Origin of the sequence: Shewanella sp. FJAT-52076 (assembly GCF_019457455.1) — a bacterium.
GTDB classification, from domain to species: Bacteria; Pseudomonadota; Gammaproteobacteria; order Enterobacterales; family Shewanellaceae; genus Shewanella; species Shewanella zhangzhouensis.
In genome coordinates this window covers 2484825-2501729 of the sequence record NZ_CP080415.1, presented here as the reverse complement: position 1 = coordinate 2501729, position 16905 = coordinate 2484825, and the positions used below count along the sequence as shown (strand labels likewise).

General features: G+C 54.8%; 13 protein-coding genes and 8 tRNA genes. 17 read left to right on the top strand and 4 right to left on the bottom strand.

Annotated elements, in window-relative coordinates:
• The first annotated feature begins 23 nt into the window (after positions 1–23).
• From ybgC to K0H79_RS10765, 16 genes are all read left to right on the top strand, one after another.
• Positions 24–425: a tol-pal system-associated acyl-CoA thioesterase gene (ybgC, locus tag K0H79_RS10840; RefSeq protein ID WP_011760203.1), complete on the top strand. Its 402-nt coding sequence runs from the start codon at positions 24–26 to the stop codon at positions 423–425.
• The gene (gene tolQ / locus K0H79_RS10835) at positions 415–1104 is read left to right on the top strand and encodes a protein TolQ (protein ID WP_011760202.1); all 690 of its coding nucleotides are present in this window, start codon (positions 415–417) and stop codon (positions 1102–1104) included. The genes ybgC and tolQ overlap by 11 nt, the downstream gene beginning before the upstream one ends.
• Positions 1101–1541 carry a protein TolR gene (gene tolR, locus K0H79_RS10830; protein ID WP_220067888.1) on the top strand — a complete coding sequence of 147 codons (441 nt, stop codon included), beginning with the start codon at positions 1101–1103 and terminating at the stop codon, positions 1539–1541. The genes tolQ and tolR overlap by 4 nt, the downstream gene beginning before the upstream one ends.
• A 4-nt stretch (positions 1542–1545) precedes the next feature.
• On the top strand, positions 1546–2529 hold the full coding sequence (gene tolA, locus K0H79_RS10825) for a cell envelope integrity protein TolA (RefSeq protein WP_220075797.1): 984 nt from the start codon (positions 1546–1548) through the stop codon (positions 2527–2529).
• 9 nt (positions 2530–2538) lie between these two features.
• Positions 2539–3864: a Tol-Pal system beta propeller repeat protein TolB gene (gene tolB / locus K0H79_RS10820; RefSeq protein WP_220075796.1), complete on the top strand. Its 1326-nt coding sequence runs from the start codon at positions 2539–2541 to the stop codon at positions 3862–3864.
• Positions 3865–3900: 36 nt separating this feature from the next.
• Positions 3901–4437 (top strand): peptidoglycan-associated lipoprotein Pal, encoded by a 537-nt coding sequence (pal, locus tag K0H79_RS10815; protein WP_011760198.1) that lies wholly within the window; start codon positions 3901–3903, stop codon positions 4435–4437.
• A gap of 25 nt (positions 4438–4462) precedes the next feature.
• A complete protein-coding gene (ybgF, locus tag K0H79_RS10810) occupies positions 4463–5227 on the top strand; it encodes a tol-pal system protein YbgF (protein WP_220064835.1) in 765 nt (254 codons plus the stop codon).
• A gap of 146 nt (positions 5228–5373) precedes the next feature.
• Positions 5374–5449: transfer RNA gene (locus tag K0H79_RS10805), tRNA-Lys, on the top strand.
• A gap of 23 nt (positions 5450–5472) precedes the next feature.
• Positions 5473–5548, top strand: a tRNA-Lys gene (locus K0H79_RS10800).
• 36 nt (positions 5549–5584) lie between these two features.
• Positions 5585–5660: transfer RNA gene (locus K0H79_RS10795), tRNA-Lys, on the top strand.
• A gap of 27 nt (positions 5661–5687) precedes the next feature.
• Positions 5688–5763, top strand: a tRNA-Lys gene (locus tag K0H79_RS10790).
• A gap of 39 nt (positions 5764–5802) precedes the next feature.
• Positions 5803–5878 (top strand) — tRNA-Lys (locus tag K0H79_RS10785).
• Between the two features lie 34 nt (positions 5879–5912).
• Positions 5913–5988 (top strand) — tRNA-Lys (locus tag K0H79_RS10780).
• Positions 5989–6027: 39 nt separating this feature from the next.
• Positions 6028–6103, top strand: a tRNA-Lys gene (locus K0H79_RS10775).
• A 40-nt stretch (positions 6104–6143) separates the two neighbouring features.
• Positions 6144–6219: transfer RNA gene (locus K0H79_RS10770), tRNA-Lys, on the top strand.
• Between the two features lie 121 nt (positions 6220–6340).
• Complete coding sequence (locus K0H79_RS10765) at positions 6341–7489, top strand: DcaP family trimeric outer membrane transporter (RefSeq protein WP_220075795.1); 1149 nt, start codon at positions 6341–6343, stop codon at positions 7487–7489.
• Positions 7490–7568: 79 nt separating this feature from the next.
• Here K0H79_RS10765 and K0H79_RS10760 read toward each other — a convergent pair whose 3' ends face one another.
• From K0H79_RS10760 to acs, 4 genes are all read right to left on the bottom strand, one after another.
• The gene (locus K0H79_RS10760; protein ID WP_220075794.1) at positions 7569–8879 is read right to left on the bottom strand and encodes an ATP-binding protein; all 1311 of its coding nucleotides are present in this window, start codon (positions 8877–8879) and stop codon (positions 7569–7571) included.
• Positions 8880–9000: 121 nt separating this feature from the next.
• A complete protein-coding gene (locus K0H79_RS10755; RefSeq protein ID WP_011760194.1) occupies positions 9001–9261 on the bottom strand; it encodes a GrxA family glutaredoxin in 261 nt (86 codons plus the stop codon).
• A 73-nt stretch (positions 9262–9334) separates the two neighbouring features.
• Complete coding sequence (locus K0H79_RS10750; RefSeq protein ID WP_220075793.1) at positions 9335–11071, bottom strand: DEAD/DEAH box helicase; 1737 nt, start codon at positions 11069–11071, stop codon at positions 9335–9337.
• A 135-nt stretch (positions 11072–11206) separates the two neighbouring features.
• Positions 11207–13159 (bottom strand): acetate--CoA ligase, encoded by a 1953-nt coding sequence (gene acs / locus K0H79_RS10745; RefSeq protein ID WP_220075792.1) that lies wholly within the window; start codon positions 13157–13159, stop codon positions 11207–11209.
• Between the two features lie 178 nt (positions 13160–13337).
• On the opposite strand from acs, the gene K0H79_RS10740 reads away from it, so the two are divergent.
• Positions 13338–16763, top strand: coding sequence for a PAS domain-containing hybrid sensor histidine kinase/response regulator (locus tag K0H79_RS10740; RefSeq protein ID WP_220075791.1), 3426 nt, complete (start codon positions 13338–13340; stop codon positions 16761–16763).
• Positions 16764–16905 lie beyond the last annotated feature (142 nt).

The window sequence follows — 16905 nt, the reverse complement described above, 5'->3', positions numbered from 1 at the left end:
AAGAGGATTTGTGCGCATTTGCCATGTTTATCTGGCCTATTTCCGTCTACTACGAAGATACCGATGCCGGTGGGGTAGTGTATCACTCCAATTATCTCAACTTTTTCGAGCGGGCAAGAAGCGAATGGCTGCGTGCGCTCGGCATCAGCCAGACCGAGCTGCTGGCCGGCGATATCGCCTTTGTGGTGAAGCGGGCCGAGATAGAGTTTCGTAAAGCGGCGCGCTTTGAGCAGAATCTTTTTGTGCATTCCACTGTCATAGAAATGAAGAAAGCCTCCATGGTTTTCGAACAACGACTTCTGGATGAGGCCGGCACCTGTTACTGCGAGGGACACATAGTGGTTGCCTGCGTGGCATTGTCGAAGATGCGGCCCCATGCCATTCCACCCCATATAGCGCAGGAGTTAACACAAGGTGCACGCTGATATTTCGTTTTTGGGACTCTTTTTACAGGCAAGCTTGCTGGTCAAATTGGTGATGCTTGTGCTGGTTGGTCTGTCGGTCCTGTCCTGGGCGGTGATCATTCAGCGCCGCAACCTCATCAAGGCCGCCAAGTCGCGCTCTGCCAAATTTGAAGACAAATTCTGGTCCGGGGTGGATTTGAATCGCCTGTATCAGGAACTGTCTGCCCGCGGCGACGCCAATGCCGGCCTCGAAGCCATGTTTGTCACTGGCTTTAAAGAGTATTCCCGTCTGGCACGCTTGTCGGCCCGTGTCCCTGGCGCCGTCATGGACGGTACTTACCGCGCCATGCGCGTGACTCTGTCCCGCGAGCTTGAAAAACTCGAAACCAATTTGCCGCTGCTGGCCACCATAGGTTCAACCAGCCCTTACATCGGCCTCTTTGGTACCGTATGGGGGATTATGAATGCCTTTATCGCCCTGGGCGCCGTACAAAACCCCACTCTGGGTATCGTGGCTCCCGCCATTGCCGAAGCCCTGATTGCCACGGCCATGGGCCTGGCTGCCGCGATTCCTGCAGTGATTTTCTATAACCGTTATTCCACCGAGGTGGAGAAGCTGGAAGGCACCTATGTGAACTTTATGGAAGAGTTCTCCAGCATCCTGCACCGTCAGGCTTATGCCGAGAAGGAGTCAGCCTGATGCACGGTTATCAGCGCAAGCGCCGCCGCCCCGTGGCTGAAATCAACGTCGTACCTTATATCGACGTGATGCTGGTGCTGCTTATCATCTTTATGGCGACTGCGCCGATTGTGACGCAGGGCGTCAAGGTGGACTTGCCCACCGGGGAGGCAGAAGCCCTGTCAACTGACAGCAAGCCGCCGGTTGTGGCTTCCATCGATGCCAATGGGGATTATTATCTGGATATCGGCAGTGGCAGCAGCGCCAAAGACGTGCTCACCCTAGATGATGTTGCAACCCAGGTTGCTGCCATGATCATGTTGGAGCCGGAGCGCCCCGTGGTGGTAAAAGCCGACCGCAGCATTCCCTATGAGGACGTTATTCAGTTGATGATCACGCTGCAAAAAGCCGGAGTGCCCTCGGTGGGGCTGATGACGGACTCGCCACAGGAGAAGTAACAGGGTGTCCGCAAAGAAATTCCATTCAAGTTTAACCTTACCCGTGGCCATCTCGCTGGCCATACACCTGGGTATTATTCTGGTGTTGGCACTGGGCGCGCTGGACTTTTTCACCAAAAAGCTCGAGACCCCGGAGCCCGCAGCCGCCGCGCCTGTACAGGCGGTACTCATCGACCAGCAAAAGGTGGCGGCCGCAGCCGAGAAAATTAGACAAGAGAAGCGAGATGCCGAGCGCCGTGAGCAGCTGCGTCAGGAAGAGCTGGAACGCAAGGCCGACGAAGCCCGTAAGGCCCGTGAGCAGGAGCAGGCCAAGCTGAAGCAGCTTGAAGCCGAGCGCAAGCAAAAGGAAATCGAGACCCAAAAGGCCATCGAAGAAGCCAAGCGCAAGGAAGAGCAGGCCAAGCAAGCCGCCGACAAGGCTGAAAAAGAGCGGGTGCGTAAAGAGTCTGAGCGTAAGGCAGCCGAAGAAGCTGCCAAGAAGGCCGAAGACAAACGCAAGGCCGAAGAGGCAGCCGCCAAGAAAGCCGAAGAAGAGCGTAAACGCAAGGCCGAGGAAGAGCGTAAGCGCAAAGCTGAGGAAGAGGCCAAGCGTAAGGCGGAAGCAGAACGTAAGCGCAAGGCAGCAGAAGAAGCGGCGCGCCGTGAGCAGGAGCTGGCCGACATGATGGCGGCCGAACAGGCGACCATCAACGCCGCCCGCAATCGCCAGCTTGTGTCTGAGCGTGACAGATACACCGCCATGATCAAGGCCACCATCCAGCGGAATCTGGTGGTGGATGAGTCGATGCGTGGCAAGAGCTGTAAAATGTTTATCCGTCTCGCCAGCGATGGTTTTGTGACCACCGCCGAAGCGCGGGAGGGGGACGGCGTGGTATGCCGCGCCGCCAAGGCGGCCATTACCAAGGCCGGACGTCTGCCTGTGTCACCTGAGCCTGAGGTGTACCAGCTGATGAAAGAAATCAATTTGACCGTGCAACCGGAAATCTAAAGGAGTTTCATGAAGATCATCGGAAAGTGGGCGCTGCTGATAATTGCCGCTCTGTCTTTGCCCGTGAAGGCCGCACTGGATATCGTTATCACCGAAGGTGTTGACGCTGCCCGTCCCATTGCCGTGGTGCCCTTTGTCTGGCAGGGCACAGGCCCGGTGCCATCACAGATTTCAGATGTGGTGGCCTCGGATCTGACCCGCAGCGGCACCTTTAAACCCCTGGATGCCCTGGGCTTACCGCAAAACGGCATTTCTACCCTTGCTGAGTTTGCACCACAAAAATGGACCGGCATCAACGCCGAAGCGGCCGTGGTGGGTGCCATCAAGCCTTATGGTCCGGATCAGTATCTGGTCACATTCGATTTGATTGATTTGCTCAAGGCCCAACTGGCCGGTCAGGCGCCGCTCAATAAGCAGGACCTGCTGCTGGACAGCCGCCAGACCGTGATCACCGCCGCCCAGTTCCGTCAGTACGGTCATCGCATCAGCGATGTGGTGTACGAAAAGCTCACCGGTATTCGCGGCGCCTTTTTGACCCGTATCGCCTACGTAGTGGTAAACCATGCCGAGAAAGCACCATACCGTTTGATGATTTCCGACTATGACGGCTACAACGAGCACATGTTGCTGCGCTCGCCCGAGCCGCTGATGTCACCCGCCTGGTCACCGGATGGTCGCCGCCTGGCTTATGTCAGCTTTGAAAACCGCAAGGCCGAAATCTTTGTGCAGGACATCTTTACCCAGGCCCGTACCAAGGTTTCCAGCTTCCCCGGTATTAACGGCGCACCAAGCTTTTCGCCCGATGGCAAAACCCTGGCGGTGACGCTGTCCAAAGATGGCCAGAGCGAAATCTACACCATCGATATCGCCACCAAGACCACCCGCCGGATAACCAATCACTATGCCATCGACACTGAGCCTACCTGGTTCCCCGACGGCAAGTCGCTGCTTATCACCTCTGAGCGTGGCGGCAGACCTCAGTTGTATAAGGTGGAGCTGGACTCCGGCAAGTTGACCCGTCTGACCTTTGACGGTGAGTGGAACCTCGGTGGCTCCATCACCCCGGACGGCCGTACCATGATTTTTGTAAACCGTACCAACGGCAAGTTCAACATCGCGCGCATGGATCTGGAAACCCGGTTTATGCAGGTGCTGACCACGACCCGTTTGGACGAATCTCCCAGCGTGGCGCCCAATGGCACCATGGTCATTTATGGCACCACGCATCAGGGCCGGCAGGTGCTCGCTGCCGTGTCTACGGATGGACGCTTTAAGGCAAGATTGCCCGCGGGGCAGGGGGAGGTGAAATCACCTTCCTGGTCACCGTTCCTGTAACGAATTATCATCACCGATTGATTAAAGGATTTAAAAATGGAATTGAACAAACTGCTTAAGACCATGCTGATTGTGGCCCCTATCATGGCACTGTCTGCCTGTAGCTCAACCGACTCGGCCACCGATGCCAGTGGCTCTTCCAGCAGCCTGGGTGGTAGCGGCTCCAGCATGGGCGGTGTTGAAACCGGCAGTGTGTCTGGCATGCTGACCCCTGAAGAGCAGATGCGCATGAAGCAGGAAGAGCTGCGCCGCGAGAACGTCATTTACTTCGACTTCGACCGCAGTGAAGTGTCGCCGCTGTCAGCCGATATCCTGCTGGCCCACGGTAACTATCTGCTTGAAAACCCTTCAGTACGTATCCTGATTGAAGGCCACTCTGACGAGCGTGGTACCCCTGAGTACAACATCGCCTTGGGTGAGCGCCGTGCCAAGGCCGTTGCCAAATATCTGCAGGCCATGGGTGTACAACCTGCCCAGATGAGCATTGTCAGCTACGGCGAAGAAAAGCCACAGGACCTGACCCGTACCGACGAAGGTTTCTCCAAGAACCGTCGCGCAGTATTGGTGTACTGAGGGTTAACACGACAGGGTAGGATTGATGAAAAAGACTGTATTACTGGTAGCCATGCTGGCGGCGGGTCAGGCTTTTGCCGCCGCGCCGGTTGAAGATTTGGGTGGTGGCGGTAGCCTCGATGAGCGTATCGCCAAGCTTGAGCGAATTCTGAAAGCCAAACAGCAAACCGACTTTGACATGCAGCGTCGCTTGGACGCCCTGCAGCAGGAAGTGCTGGATTTGCGTGGGCTCACGGAGCAGCAGAACTATCAAATCAACCAGATGCTTGAGCGTCAGCGCAAGCTGTATGAAGAGATAGCCAGCTTGAGTTCAGGCGCAGCCAAGGTGCAGCCCCAGGCGCAGGTACCTGTCAGTGCAGCCGGTGGTGCAAGCTCGCCGGTCGTCAGTGGCGGTACTGTGGCGGTGGAAGCTTCACTCAATGAGACCGCATCTTACGAGCAGGCCATTAACCTGGTGCTCAAAGAGCGCAAGTACGATGAGGCTATCGCGGCATTTCGCAGTTTTGTCAAAAAATACCCTGGCTCAAACTACACTGATAATGCCAACTATTGGCTGGGTCAGCTCCTCTATAATAAGAACGAGCTCGACGAAGCCCGTGGTGCCTTTACTGTGGTGGTGGAAAAATATCCCGACTCCAGCAAGCGCGGTGACAGCCTGGTCAAGCTGGGTCTGATTGCCGAAAAGAAAGGCGACACCGTTGGCGCTAAAAACCTGTACCGCAAGGTAATAAAAGAGTACGCAAACAGTGCTGCGGCGCGCATTGCACAGCAGCAATTGAACGCACTTTGACGGGTTTTAATCCAGAAAACAGTCTCTTGGGCTGTTTTTCATGCAAACGGCAAAAGTTTCGGGAATTTGCGCTTGCATGGATAACTGAAAAAGGTATTATAGGCGCCCTCAGCGCAGCCAAGGCAGCGTAGAGGGCAATCTGGAATGGGTCGTTAGCTCAGTCGGTAGAGCAGTTGGCTTTTAACCAATTGGTCGAAGGTTCGAATCCTTCACGACCCACCAATTTCAGAACGCCGGATCCCGATGGGTCGTTAGCTCAGTCGGTAGAGCAGTTGGCTTTTAACCAATTGGTCGAAGGTTCGAATCCTTCACGACCCACCACTCTCGGTGGGGCGGGATCATCACAGTGTATCGAGCGGGTCGTTAGCTCAGTCGGTAGAGCAGTTGGCTTTTAACCAATTGGTCGAAGGTTCGAATCCTTCACGACCCACCACGCTCGGCAAACACTGTATCAAAATTTGGGTCGTTAGCTCAGTCGGTAGAGCAGTTGGCTTTTAACCAATTGGTCGAAGGTTCGAATCCTTCACGACCCACCACTTCTTTCTGAAGTGGCAATCTGCGGTAAATCTCGAGATGGGTCGTTAGCTCAGTCGGTAGAGCAGTTGGCTTTTAACCAATTGGTCGAAGGTTCGAATCCTTCACGACCCACCACTCGCTGGATATTTCAAACACCGCAAACCTAGATGGGTCGTTAGCTCAGTCGGTAGAGCAGTTGGCTTTTAACCAATTGGTCGAAGGTTCGAATCCTTCACGACCCACCACTTCCCTGAAGTGAACAATTCGCAGTATCGCAACCAGATGGGTCGTTAGCTCAGTCGGTAGAGCAGTTGGCTTTTAACCAATTGGTCGAAGGTTCGAATCCTTCACGACCCACCACTTCCCCGAAGTGGACAATTTGCGATAACGCACCCCAGATGGGTCGTTAGCTCAGTCGGTAGAGCAGTTGGCTTTTAACCAATTGGTCGAAGGTTCGAATCCTTCACGACCCACCACTCCTCAAATATCACCTTTCTCTTTTCTACTTTTGTCTCATAGACCTATTGCTAATATTTCCCCAGTAACAATTTGTTCATAGTTCCTTTGATACATAATAACAATCAGGGAGCAACAAGAATGAAACAAGCACCAGTCTCACTTGCGCTGGCCAGTGCGCTTCTGGCGATGTCAGGCTCAGCCATCGCCGAAACCGGAAAAACCGATTTTAAGTTTGGCGGCTATATCAAGGCCGACGTGATGTTCAGCGATTACAGCAATGGCGCACCGGAGTCGGGGGATTTATCCCGCCAGTTTTATGTGCCGGGCACCATTTATGGTAAAGCGGGTAACGGCGAGCAGGTTGTTGATTTCCAGGCCCGTGAAACCCGTTTTAACTTTAAAACCACTACAGATCTGGATGGGCATACTCTGACCGGCTTTATCGAGCTGGACTTCATGACCCATACCGACGGTAACGAGCGGGTTTCCAATAGTTACTCGCCCCGCATTCGCCATGCCTTTGTCAGCTATGACAACTGGACCGTAGGTCAAACCTGGACCACCTTCCAAAACCCAGGTGCTTTGCCGGAAAACCTCGACTTTGTTGGCGCAGCGGATGGTACCCCCTTCGTGCGTCAGGCACAGCTGCGTTACACCAATGGCGGCTTCCAGTTTGCTGTGGAAAACCCCGAAACCACCGTCAGTGATTATCAAACCGGCAGCCGTATCACCAGTGGCAGCGGCATGATGCCCGATGTGGTCGCACGCTATAATTTCAAATCCGAAGGTGGCGCTTCCTTCTCTGTTGCGGCCATTGGTCGTCAGCTGACACTGGAAAACAGCAACTATGACGATTCAACTCTGGGCTTCGGCGCCAGCTTTGCCGGTGTTATTCCACTGGGTAAAGACGATCTGAAGTTCACTGCCACCTGGGGTGAAGGTTTGGGGCGTTATATGGGGCTTAACTTTGCCAATGCCGCTTCAGTAGATGCCGACGGGCAGCTCGATACCATTGGCTCCTTTGGCGGCTTTGTCTCATATCGTCATTGGTGGAACGAGCAGTGGCGCTCAAGCTTTACCCTGTCCGGCATGAAGGTCGACAACAACGTCGATATCACAGGTAAGAACGTGAACAAAGATGCCTACTCAGCCTATGTGAACCTGCTGTACTCCCCAAGCAAGCCGCTGACCTTTGGTGTGGAATACATGTTTGCCACCAACAGCAAAGAAAATGGTGTGGACGGCGACCTGAACCGGGTCATTTTCTCGGCCAAGTATGTGCTCTAAGCCCCATCAGTTTTCAGTCTGAGAAACGTAAAAAAGGCGAACATGGTTCGCCTTTTTTCATTTGGTTCCAGTCTCCCGGCTATCCCTTAAAGCTGAATTCCATGGCAAATCCTTTCTCTGACTCGGGCAAGCTCAGGGCGCCATTGAGCTGTTGGTGAACAAGGTTAAAGACTATGCTCATTCCAAGACCAATGCCGCCTTTGGCGCGCGCTGTGGTGTAAAAGGGTTCGAAAATGCGTTTTCTGGCTTCTTCGCTGAGGCCCTTACCGTTGTCACTGTAGTGGATGTGGTAACTGCCATCGGCAAGGCGCTTGCCACGGATGTGGATTTGATTGTCCTCGCCCTGGGTGAAGGCATGATTGATGCTGTTACTGAGCAGATTGGTGAGGATCTGTGAGTGGGCCCCCGGGACTGTATCCACCTCCCAGTCTGTTGGGATCTCAACGGTAACCTGTGCCTGCATGGTTTTAAGCAGTGGTTTAACGGCGGTAATGACCTGATGGTAATACTGCGCCAGATTAATGTGCTCGGTCTCGTCGGTGTGCTGGTCGGCTGCGGTGCGTTTAAAGCTTTCAACCAGTTCGATGGCCCGATGAAGATTGATATCCAATAACGACAGCGCGTTATCGCAGACATCGAGAAACTCATCCAGCTGCTCAGTGGAGAGCTCCCCGCTGCGATAGGCATTAACCAGCAGGTCTCTGTGTTCTTTAATGACGCTGGAACTTGTAATTGCAACACCCAGCGGTGTGTTCACTTCATGGGCAAGACCTGCCACCAGGCTGCCCATCGCCGCCATTTTTTCCGACTCGATAAGCTTATCCTGAGCCTGCTTTAAATCGGCGATAACCCGGTTCAGGTGCTCGGTACGCTCGGCGACTTTAGTCTCGAGGGATTGATTGGCCTGCTCGAGCTTTTTTTCGTGCTCGACTCGGTCAAGCTCGGCTTCTATGCGCCCCGAAAACAGTTTGAACAGCTCCAGAGCCCAGGTGTGATTATCAATAGGGCGCCGATAGAGCGCGACAATGATACCCATCACCTCACCCTTGAGATCGTGCAGTGGTGTGCCAAGGTAGCCTTCAATCCCCATGTCCTGCAGCATCAGATCATCTGGAAAAGTGGCGGTGACATCGGCCCGGTAGCAGCAAACCGAATCGTCGGCCGCATTGGCACAGGGAGTATTGGCGAGGGAGTAGGAGATGTTGTCAACCAGCTTGCCATCTGCCACCAATGCCAGGGTATGTGAGCTGTGGTTTTCTTTATCCAGGATGGCAACGAAGGTGAAGTCTGCGCCAATGGCATCGTGCAGCGCCAGGGTTATGCTATTGAAAAACGCTTCACCCCGGGTATTGGAAACCTTTTCAATGATGGTGGATAGCATCGAGTCCATGTTGCATCTCAGGTAGCGGCGGCCGGAATTAATTCAGCTTAGCCATGAATCCATTTGCATACCAGCAAGAGTTTGAACAGCCAACAAAAAGCCTGCATCAAGCAGGCTATTTGTATTGGGCTCAGGCCAGCAGATTGTGCTCGCGAACATAGGCCTCAAAGTCGGTGCAGCCACCTACGTGGGTCTTGTCCACAAAAATCTGTGGTACGGTTTCCACGGGCTTGCCAACCGTCTTGGACAGGTCTTCTTTGCTGATCCCTTCGGCATGGATATCCACATAGCGGAAGCGGAAGTCTTCACGTTTTTCGGCAAGCTGCTCACAAAGTTGCTCGGCACGAACGCAATAGGGGCAGCCGGGACGGCCAAAAATTACAACGTACATGTAGTCTCCTCAGAACGATACTGTGTGGCTGTTATATCACAGCCAAGGTGGTTTTGATAATCCGTGGCGCGCTTTAGTCAGCAAATCGCGTGCGGGTTTGATACTTGCCCCGGTAATCAAAAAATTTGTCGACCAGCTGCCAGCCAAACTTGCTCTTTTTCAGCAACAGCAGCTCCGGCGCCCTGAACCTGGCGCTGTCTTTAATCAGGGCTTCGGCGTTGGGGTATTTGGGTAGTGGAAGTCCCGGCGCCCGTTGGTGACGCAGTAAAAACAGGGCAAAGAGGGCTTTTTTCTGCGCCGGTGTTTGCATTTTAAACCGTTCAACAAACTGGTTTCCGTCCATATCCACATAGGTCACCTCAAGGCCCGCCTCGGAGGCCCCAAGAAGCATGTCACTGACTTTAAAGAGGTGATGGTGCTTGTGCGCCAGCACAGCTTTGAGGTGCTTGTCCGGGTCGACTAGGGCGGAGTCGCAGCCGCGGCACACTCTGGCGGCAATATCATTTTCGGCGCCGCAATCGGGACAGATGCGGGCGCGAAAGCGAAAGTCACACTGATTGCCATCGTCTAGCAAACCCTGACAGCGCCTGCCGTAGTGCTCGACTATGTCGCCATCGGCATCGGCTTTACCCCAAAAGAGGTTGGCATAACCGCAGGCCGGGCAGGGTACCTGCACGGGGACACTCTTGCTGTCGGGTCGGGGTTTGCCCACATCCGGGTGGTACAGGCTGAATCCGTTGGCGGCGTAGTCGAGAATGAGGCACTCGGTTTTTTTGGGGAAGATCCTGAGGCCCCGACCAACCATTTGCTGGAACAGGCTCACCGACGCAGTGGGTCGCAATATGGCAATCAAATCCACATGGGGCGCGTCAAAGCCCGTGGTCAGTACCGCCACATTCACCAGAAACTTCAGTTCCTGTGCTTTAAATGCGGTGATGATCTTATCGCGCTCGGGCCCGGGGGTGTCGGCGGTGATAAGCGCTGCCGTCTCATCAAGCAGTGCCATGATTTCTTTGGCATGGCGCACTGTGGCCGCGAAGATAATGACCCCAAAACGCTGCTGCGCCAGTGCCTTTATCTGACCAATGATGGTAGTCGTGGCCCGGGTGCTGGTATCCAGAATGGCCTGCACCTCGGCCTCCTGGTAATCCGTTTCTTCAGAGGCTTTGAGCGAGGCAAAGTTATACTGGGCGGCCAGACCATCGAGCAGCAACGGCTGGGTTAAATACCCTTGTTTTATTAAGCTGCGGATGGGCAGTTCGAAGATACAGATATCGAACACGCCCTTGTCGGGATTGCCCACATGGCCACGAACATGACGTTTATATATCGCGCCCTCTCCCAACCGATAGGGGGTGGCAGTAAGCCCGAGCAGCAAGAGGTCCGAATTTTTCTCCCGCAGCTGACTGAACAGCTGCCGATACTGGCTGTTTTCGTCAAGGCTGACTCTGTGGCACTCATCGATGATCACCAGGGAAAATGGCGCATCAAAGGCCGCGACATTGACTGCAGCGGACTGAATGCCCGCAATCACAGTTTTACCGCCGGTGTCTTTTTCGCCGAGTCCGGCAGAAAAGATGCTGGCGTTGCCCGCGAGTGCATCCACTTTTTGGGCGTTTTGGGCCACCAACTCTTTGACGTGGGTCAGCACCAATACCCGCCCTTTTGCCAGACGGGCAAGCTCGGCTATCACCAGACTTTTTCCGGCGCCGGTTGGCAGTACCAGCAGGGCAGACTCGCGGCTCTCTCTAAAATGGGCGAGAGTCGCTTCTATAGCATCTTGCTGATAATCCCTGAGTTTTATCGTCATTGTCGGCTGATGGGGTCTATGGTGTCGCATGAATGAAAGGCGATGATTGTACCACCTTGGGTTGGGGGGGCGTTGAAGTTCAGGCAAAAAAAGGCCCCTTATTCAGGGGCCAAGCTCGAGGAGAAGAAAGGTTGGTTAGTCGGCGCGATTCAAGCGGCTTTCGATAAGGGTATCGATAACTGATGGGTCGGCCAGGGTGGAAGCATCACCCAGGTTGGTGATTTCGTTTGCCGCAATCTTACGCAGGAAGCGACGCATGATTTTACCGGAGCGGGTCTTGGGCAAACCGTTGGCCCACTGGATCAAATCGGGCGTTGCCAGGGCGCCGATTTCTTTACGTACCCACTGACGCAGCTCCTGACGCAGTTCTTCGGTGGCTTCGGTGCCCTTGGTCAGGGTGACATAGGCATAAATACCCTGTCCCTTGATGTCATGGGGATAACCCACCACAGCTGCTTCGGCGACCAGGTCATGTGCAACCAGGGCGCTTTCCACTTCGGCGGTGCCGAGGCGGTGGCCGGATACGTTAATCACGTCATCCACACGGCCGGTGATCCAGTAGTAACCGTCTTCGTCACGGCGGGCACCGTCACCGGTGAAGTACATGCCGCGGAAGGTCTTGAAATAGGTCAGCACAAAGCGCTCGTGGTCGCCGTAGACGGTACGCATCTGACCGGGCCAGGAGTCCAGCAGCACCAGGTTGCCTTCGGTGGCGCCTTCAAGGATGTTACCTTCGTTGTCCACCAGTGCAGGCTGTACGCCAAAGAAGGGGCGGGTGGCCGAGCCGGGTTTGGTATCAGTGGCGCCTGGCAGCGGGGTGATCAGGATGCCGCCGGTTTCTGTTTGCCACCAGGTATCCACGATTGGGCAATGTTCATGGCCAATCACCTCATGGTACCAGCGCCAGGCTTCAGGGTTGATGGGCTCACCCACAGAACCCATGATGCGCAGCGATTTGCCATCGAAATTGTCAAAGTGCTGCTTGCCTTCGGCCATGAGCGCACGGATAAGGGTTGGGGCCGTGTACAGGATATTGACCTGATGACGGTCCACGATTTCACCCAGGCGTGCAGGGCTTGGGAAATTGGGGATACCTTCATGGATAAGGATGGTGGCACCGTTGGCCAGTGGCCCATAGACCATGTAGCTGTGACCGGTGATCCAGCCCACGTCGGCAGTACACCAGTACACTTCACCGGGTTTGTAATCAAACACATATTCGTGGGTCATGGAGGCGTAAACCAGATACCCGCCTGTGGTGTGCAGTACACCCTTGGGGTTACCGGTGGAGCCTGAGGTATACAGCAGGAACAGCGGGTCTTCGGCGCCCATTTCCTCAACCGGGCAGTCTGTTGCGGCAGCGTCAGTTACCTGATGCCACCACTTATCGCGGCCTTCGACCCAGTTTACGGCGCCGCCGGTGCGTTTGAGTACGATAACGGTTTCCACTGTGGTCACATCGGGACGATTCAAAGCCTCGTCGATATTCCCTTTGAGCGGAATTTTACGGCCGCCACGAACGCCTTCATCGGCGGTAATAAGCAGTTTGGATTTACCATCAATGACGCGGGATGCGATGGAGTCGGGTGAGAAACCACCGAACACAACCGAATGCACTGCACCTATACGGGCGCAGGCGAGCATGGCGACGGTCGCTTCGACCACCATGGGCATATAAATGGTGACGACATCACCACGCTTTACACCTTCAGCCTTAAGGGCATTGGCAAACTGACACACCTCGGCGTGCAGTTCACGATAGGTGACTTTGCGCTGCTCGCTGGCATCATCGCCTTCCCAAATGATGGCGATATCATCACCCTTGGTGGCCAGATGGCGGTCGAGGCAGTTGGCGGAGGCGTTGAGAGTGCCGTCATGGAACCATTTGATGTACAGGTTCTGGTCGTCGTAGGAAGTGTCCTTGACCTGAGTGAAAGGTTTTATCCAATCGATGCGTTTGGCATGCTCTCCCCAGAAACCCTCGGGATTGGCGACGGATTCCTGGTACATCTTTTGATATTGTTCGTTGTTTACCAGTGCATTGGCGGCGATATCGGCGGGCACTGAGTAGAGAGACTGCGTGCTCATAGGGCTTCCCTTTTATAATTTGTTGCGTGAGCTTGAGTATGGGCATGGCACCCCTCACACACTATTAGACCTTGGTCTAGTTTGATTTTTTCCTTATTTTTTAGCTGTTTGCAACTTTGTCGTTGGCTGGATTTCCAACAATTTTCAAGGCACAATGGGCTAAAAAAATGAGCATACTATGAATCTGACCCTCTTTGTTGCCGTGATCGCGGTTTTTTATGTCTTTCTGCTCTTCCTTCTGGCATGGGGCGCCGAGCGTTGGTTCAGTGGCGTGACCAAGAAGCTGCAAACCTGGATTTATGGTCTGAGTCTGGCGGTATATTGTTCATCCTGGAGCTTTTTGGGCACTGTCGGCCAGTCGGCGGGCGACCTCTGGTCGTTTTTGCCTATTTTTCTCGGGCCCATACTCATTTTCACCTTCGGCTTTGGCATGCTGCGCAAAATGGTGGTGGTATCCAAGGCGCAGAACATCACCTCGGTGGCCGACTTTATCGCCGCCCGCTATGGCAAGTCTCAGGGGCTGGCGGCCCTGGTTACCCTAATCGCACTCTTCGGTATCATGCCTTATATCGCGTTGCAGCTTAAGGCCATGGTGGCGTCACTGAATCTCTTTCAGGAGTCGGGCCAACCCCTGGATGGCATGAGTGTGGCGCTGATTATTTCTGTGGTGCTGGCGGTATTTGCCATCCTCTTTGGTACCAGAAAGCTTGATGCCACGGAACACAATCCAGGGATGATGCTCGCCATCGCCTTCGAATCTTTGGTGAAACTGGCGGCTTTTTTGTTGGTGGGCCTGGTTATCAGCTTCGGCGTTTTTGATGGCTTCTCCGACATCTGGCAACAGGCGGATGAGGCCGGGATCATCCAACATCCCAAACTCAGACTCGAATCCATACTGCCGGACCTGGTCGTAGGCATTGCCGCCTTTTTGTGTATGCCGCGCCAGTTCCACGTGATGGTGGTGGAGTGTGCAGGTGAAAGTGTCCTTCGCCGCGGCCGCTGGATATTCCCTGTTTATATTGCCCTCTTCGGGCTATTTGTGGCACCGCTGGCCCTGGCGGGTAAGCTGCTTCTTGGTGACAGTGTGCCCGCCGACAGTTATGTGATTAACCTGCCGCTGGCCCTCAATGCCGATGGCCTTGCCATTGTCGCGCTTCTCGGTACCTTATCTGCCGCCACTGGTATGGTGATAGTGGCGGTGGTGACCATCTCCATCATGATAAGTAACGAATGGCTGGTGCCGCTGATGCTCAGAAGCGGCCGCATCCGTAAGAAAAACTTCGCCCAGTTTTCTCAGTTCCTGCTGAATGCCCGCCGCTTGGCGATAGTCATCATCCTTGGCATAGGTTACCTGTCGTTTTTGTACCTTGCCGACAGCGATTCACTGGCTCATTTGGGCATGCTGGCCTTTGGTGCTTTCGCGCAGCTCGCCCCCGCACTGGTGGGCGGCCTTTATTGGAAGCACGGCAATCGCGCCGGCGTCTTTTTGGGACTGGCTGCGGGATTCGGGCTTTGGGTGTGGATTTTGCTGCAAGGTGCGGGTGAGCGCGTGGCCAGCGCCGGGTTATCGGATGTGTGGCTGCTGTCTTACATAAGCCCGAATGTGTCTGACACCCTGCTTGCCATCATGGTGAACTCGGTATTCTATGTGCTGGGCTCCATCTGGTTCAGGGCCGGGGTGGTAGAGCGAATTCAGGCCAGTAGCTTCGTATCACCGGGGGAGCTTAAAACCGCCGGTAACCGCCGCACCGGCCCCATCTCTCAGCAGGACTTGCTGATTCTGGTGAGCCGTTTTGTCAGTCCCACCCGGGCCTATGAAAGCTTCAGCCGCTTTTCCCCCGAAGCGGTTAACCGTGACAGCTGGAATAAGGCCGCATCACCTGAGCTGATTGCCCACACAGAACACCTGCTGTCCGGGGTGCTTGGGGCATCCAGTGCCGCGCTGGTGCTCGACTCAGTTATTGCGGGGCGGGATCTGGCGCTGGATGAAGTGCTGTCGTTGGTGGATGAGGCCTCCTCCAAGGTCATCCTGAGTCAGGAAATGCTCAGAGGGGCAATTGAGCACGCCTATGAAGGCATCAGCGTGGTGGATAAAGACCTGAATCTGGTGGCCTGGAATGCCCGTTACGGTGAGCTTTATCAGTATCCGGATAACTTCCTGCAGCCGGGCATGCCCATCAACGAAGTCATTCGTTTCAATGCCGCACGTGGATACTGTGGTGTTGGCGATATCGAAGAGCAGGTAGAGCGGCGCGTGCAGCATATGCGAAACGGGACGCCACACACCTCTGAGCGGGAGCGCAGCGACGGCAAGGTGATAAAAATTCAGGGAAACCCCATGCCAGACGGCGGTTTTGTGATGACCTTTACCGACATTACCCAATACCGCGCCCAGGAGCGGGCACTGAAAGAATCCAACGAAACCCTGGAGAGCAGGGTGAAAGAGCGGACTTATGAGCTTGCCATGCTCAATAGCCAGCTGCTGGAAGCCAAGGCCCAGGAAGAGATGGCCAACGCCTCAAAAAGCCGGTTTTTGGCGGCAGTGGGTCATGATCTGATGCAGCCGCTGAACGCAGCACGACTGTTTACGGCATCGCTTTCCCAGTACAGCAATCTCGATGACGAGGCCCGCACCACCTTATCCCATGTGAACAGCTCGCTTAAAATCGCCGGTGAGTTGCTTACCGACCTCCTGGACATCTCCAAGCTGGACTCCGGCATGGTAGAGGTCAACCGACGGGATTTTGCGGTATCGGATATTCTCTCCGGTTTGGCGGTCGAATTCGATGCCATGGGCAAAGACAATCAGATTCGTTTTGCCATGGTGTCGTCCAGCGTCACCATCAACTCTGACCCGGCGCTGCTCAGGCGCGTATTGCAAAACTTTTTGACCAACGCTTACCGTTATGCCCGCGGTGGACGGGTACTGCTTGGCTGCCGCCATCGCCCCGGTGAGCTTGAGATCCAGGTGCTGGACACGGGGTGCGGCATTGATGAGCGGGAACTTCACGAAATCTTCAAAGAGTTCAAGCGGCTGTCGAATCCACACAGCAAGGGCGTCAGTGGTCTTGGCTTGGGGCTCGCCATTGCAGACAGGATAAGCAAGGTGCTCGGCCATGATATCAAGGTGGCTTCTATGCTGGGCCGGGGTTCGGTGTTCTCCATCTCTGTGCCACTTGGTAAAACCGTCACTGCGCCCGTGCCAACCCGCAGGCCCACTGTGCTGCAGCCGCTGGCCGGGGTGAAGGTGCTTTGTATCGACAACGAAGAAGCTATCCTTGCCGGGCTTGAGAGCCTGCTCAGGCGCTGGCAGTGTGAGGTCATCTGCGCGCGGGATCTCGGTGACGCCCGTATCAAGCTGGGCCTCAAGGGGCTGGCGCCGGATATAGTACTGGCGGATTATCATCTGGATGATGGCCAGAATGGTGTGGACGCCATGGACGGGATACGTGCTCTCTATGGCGAGCACTTGCCCGGCATTCTTATTACCGCCAATACCCGTAAAGATTTGGTGGAAGACGTACAGCGCCGCGGCTACCACTACATGGCGAAGATGGTTAAACCGGCGGCGCTCAGGGCATTGATTTCAAGTTTGGTGAAATAATCCCTGCTCCAGGACGTGATGCGTTAACGTCCAATCACCGGGTGTTTTTTACGCCCGGCTTTTCACACGTTTTCCAATGGGTGAACAAATTACTGTTCACCCATTGACCTTCTGTTGTATATATCGCTAACATCCGTAAAAA

What these genes read in the sequence shown, in the direction of transcription:
- ybgC (WP_011760203.1), top strand. Translation starts at nt 24, where the DNA reads ATGTTTATCTGGCCTATTTCCGTCTACTACGAAGATACCGATGCCGGT.
- tolB (WP_220075796.1), top strand. Translation starts at nt 2,539, where the DNA reads ATGAAGATCATCGGAAAGTGGGCGCTGCTGATAATTGCCGCTCTGTCT.
- pal (WP_011760198.1), top strand. Translation starts at nt 3,901, where the DNA reads ATGGAATTGAACAAACTGCTTAAGACCATGCTGATTGTGGCCCCTATC.
- ybgF (WP_220064835.1), top strand. Translation starts at nt 4,463, where the DNA reads ATGAAAAAGACTGTATTACTGGTAGCCATGCTGGCGGCGGGTCAGGCT.
- K0H79_RS10765 (WP_220075795.1), top strand. Translation starts at nt 6,341, where the DNA reads ATGAAACAAGCACCAGTCTCACTTGCGCTGGCCAGTGCGCTTCTGGCG.
- K0H79_RS10760 (WP_220075794.1), bottom strand. Translation starts at nt 8,879, where the DNA reads ATGGACTCGATGCTATCCACCATCATTGAAAAGGTTTCCAATACCCGG.
- K0H79_RS10755 (WP_011760194.1), bottom strand. Translation starts at nt 9,261, where the DNA reads ATGTACGTTGTAATTTTTGGCCGTCCCGGCTGCCCCTATTGCGTTCGT.
- K0H79_RS10750 (WP_220075793.1), bottom strand. Translation starts at nt 11,071, where the DNA reads ATGACGATAAAACTCAGGGATTATCAGCAAGATGCTATAGAAGCGACT.
- acs (WP_220075792.1), bottom strand. Translation starts at nt 13,159, where the DNA reads ATGAGCACGCAGTCTCTCTACTCAGTGCCCGCCGATATCGCCGCCAAT.
- K0H79_RS10740 (WP_220075791.1), top strand. Translation starts at nt 13,338, where the DNA reads ATGAATCTGACCCTCTTTGTTGCCGTGATCGCGGTTTTTTATGTCTTT.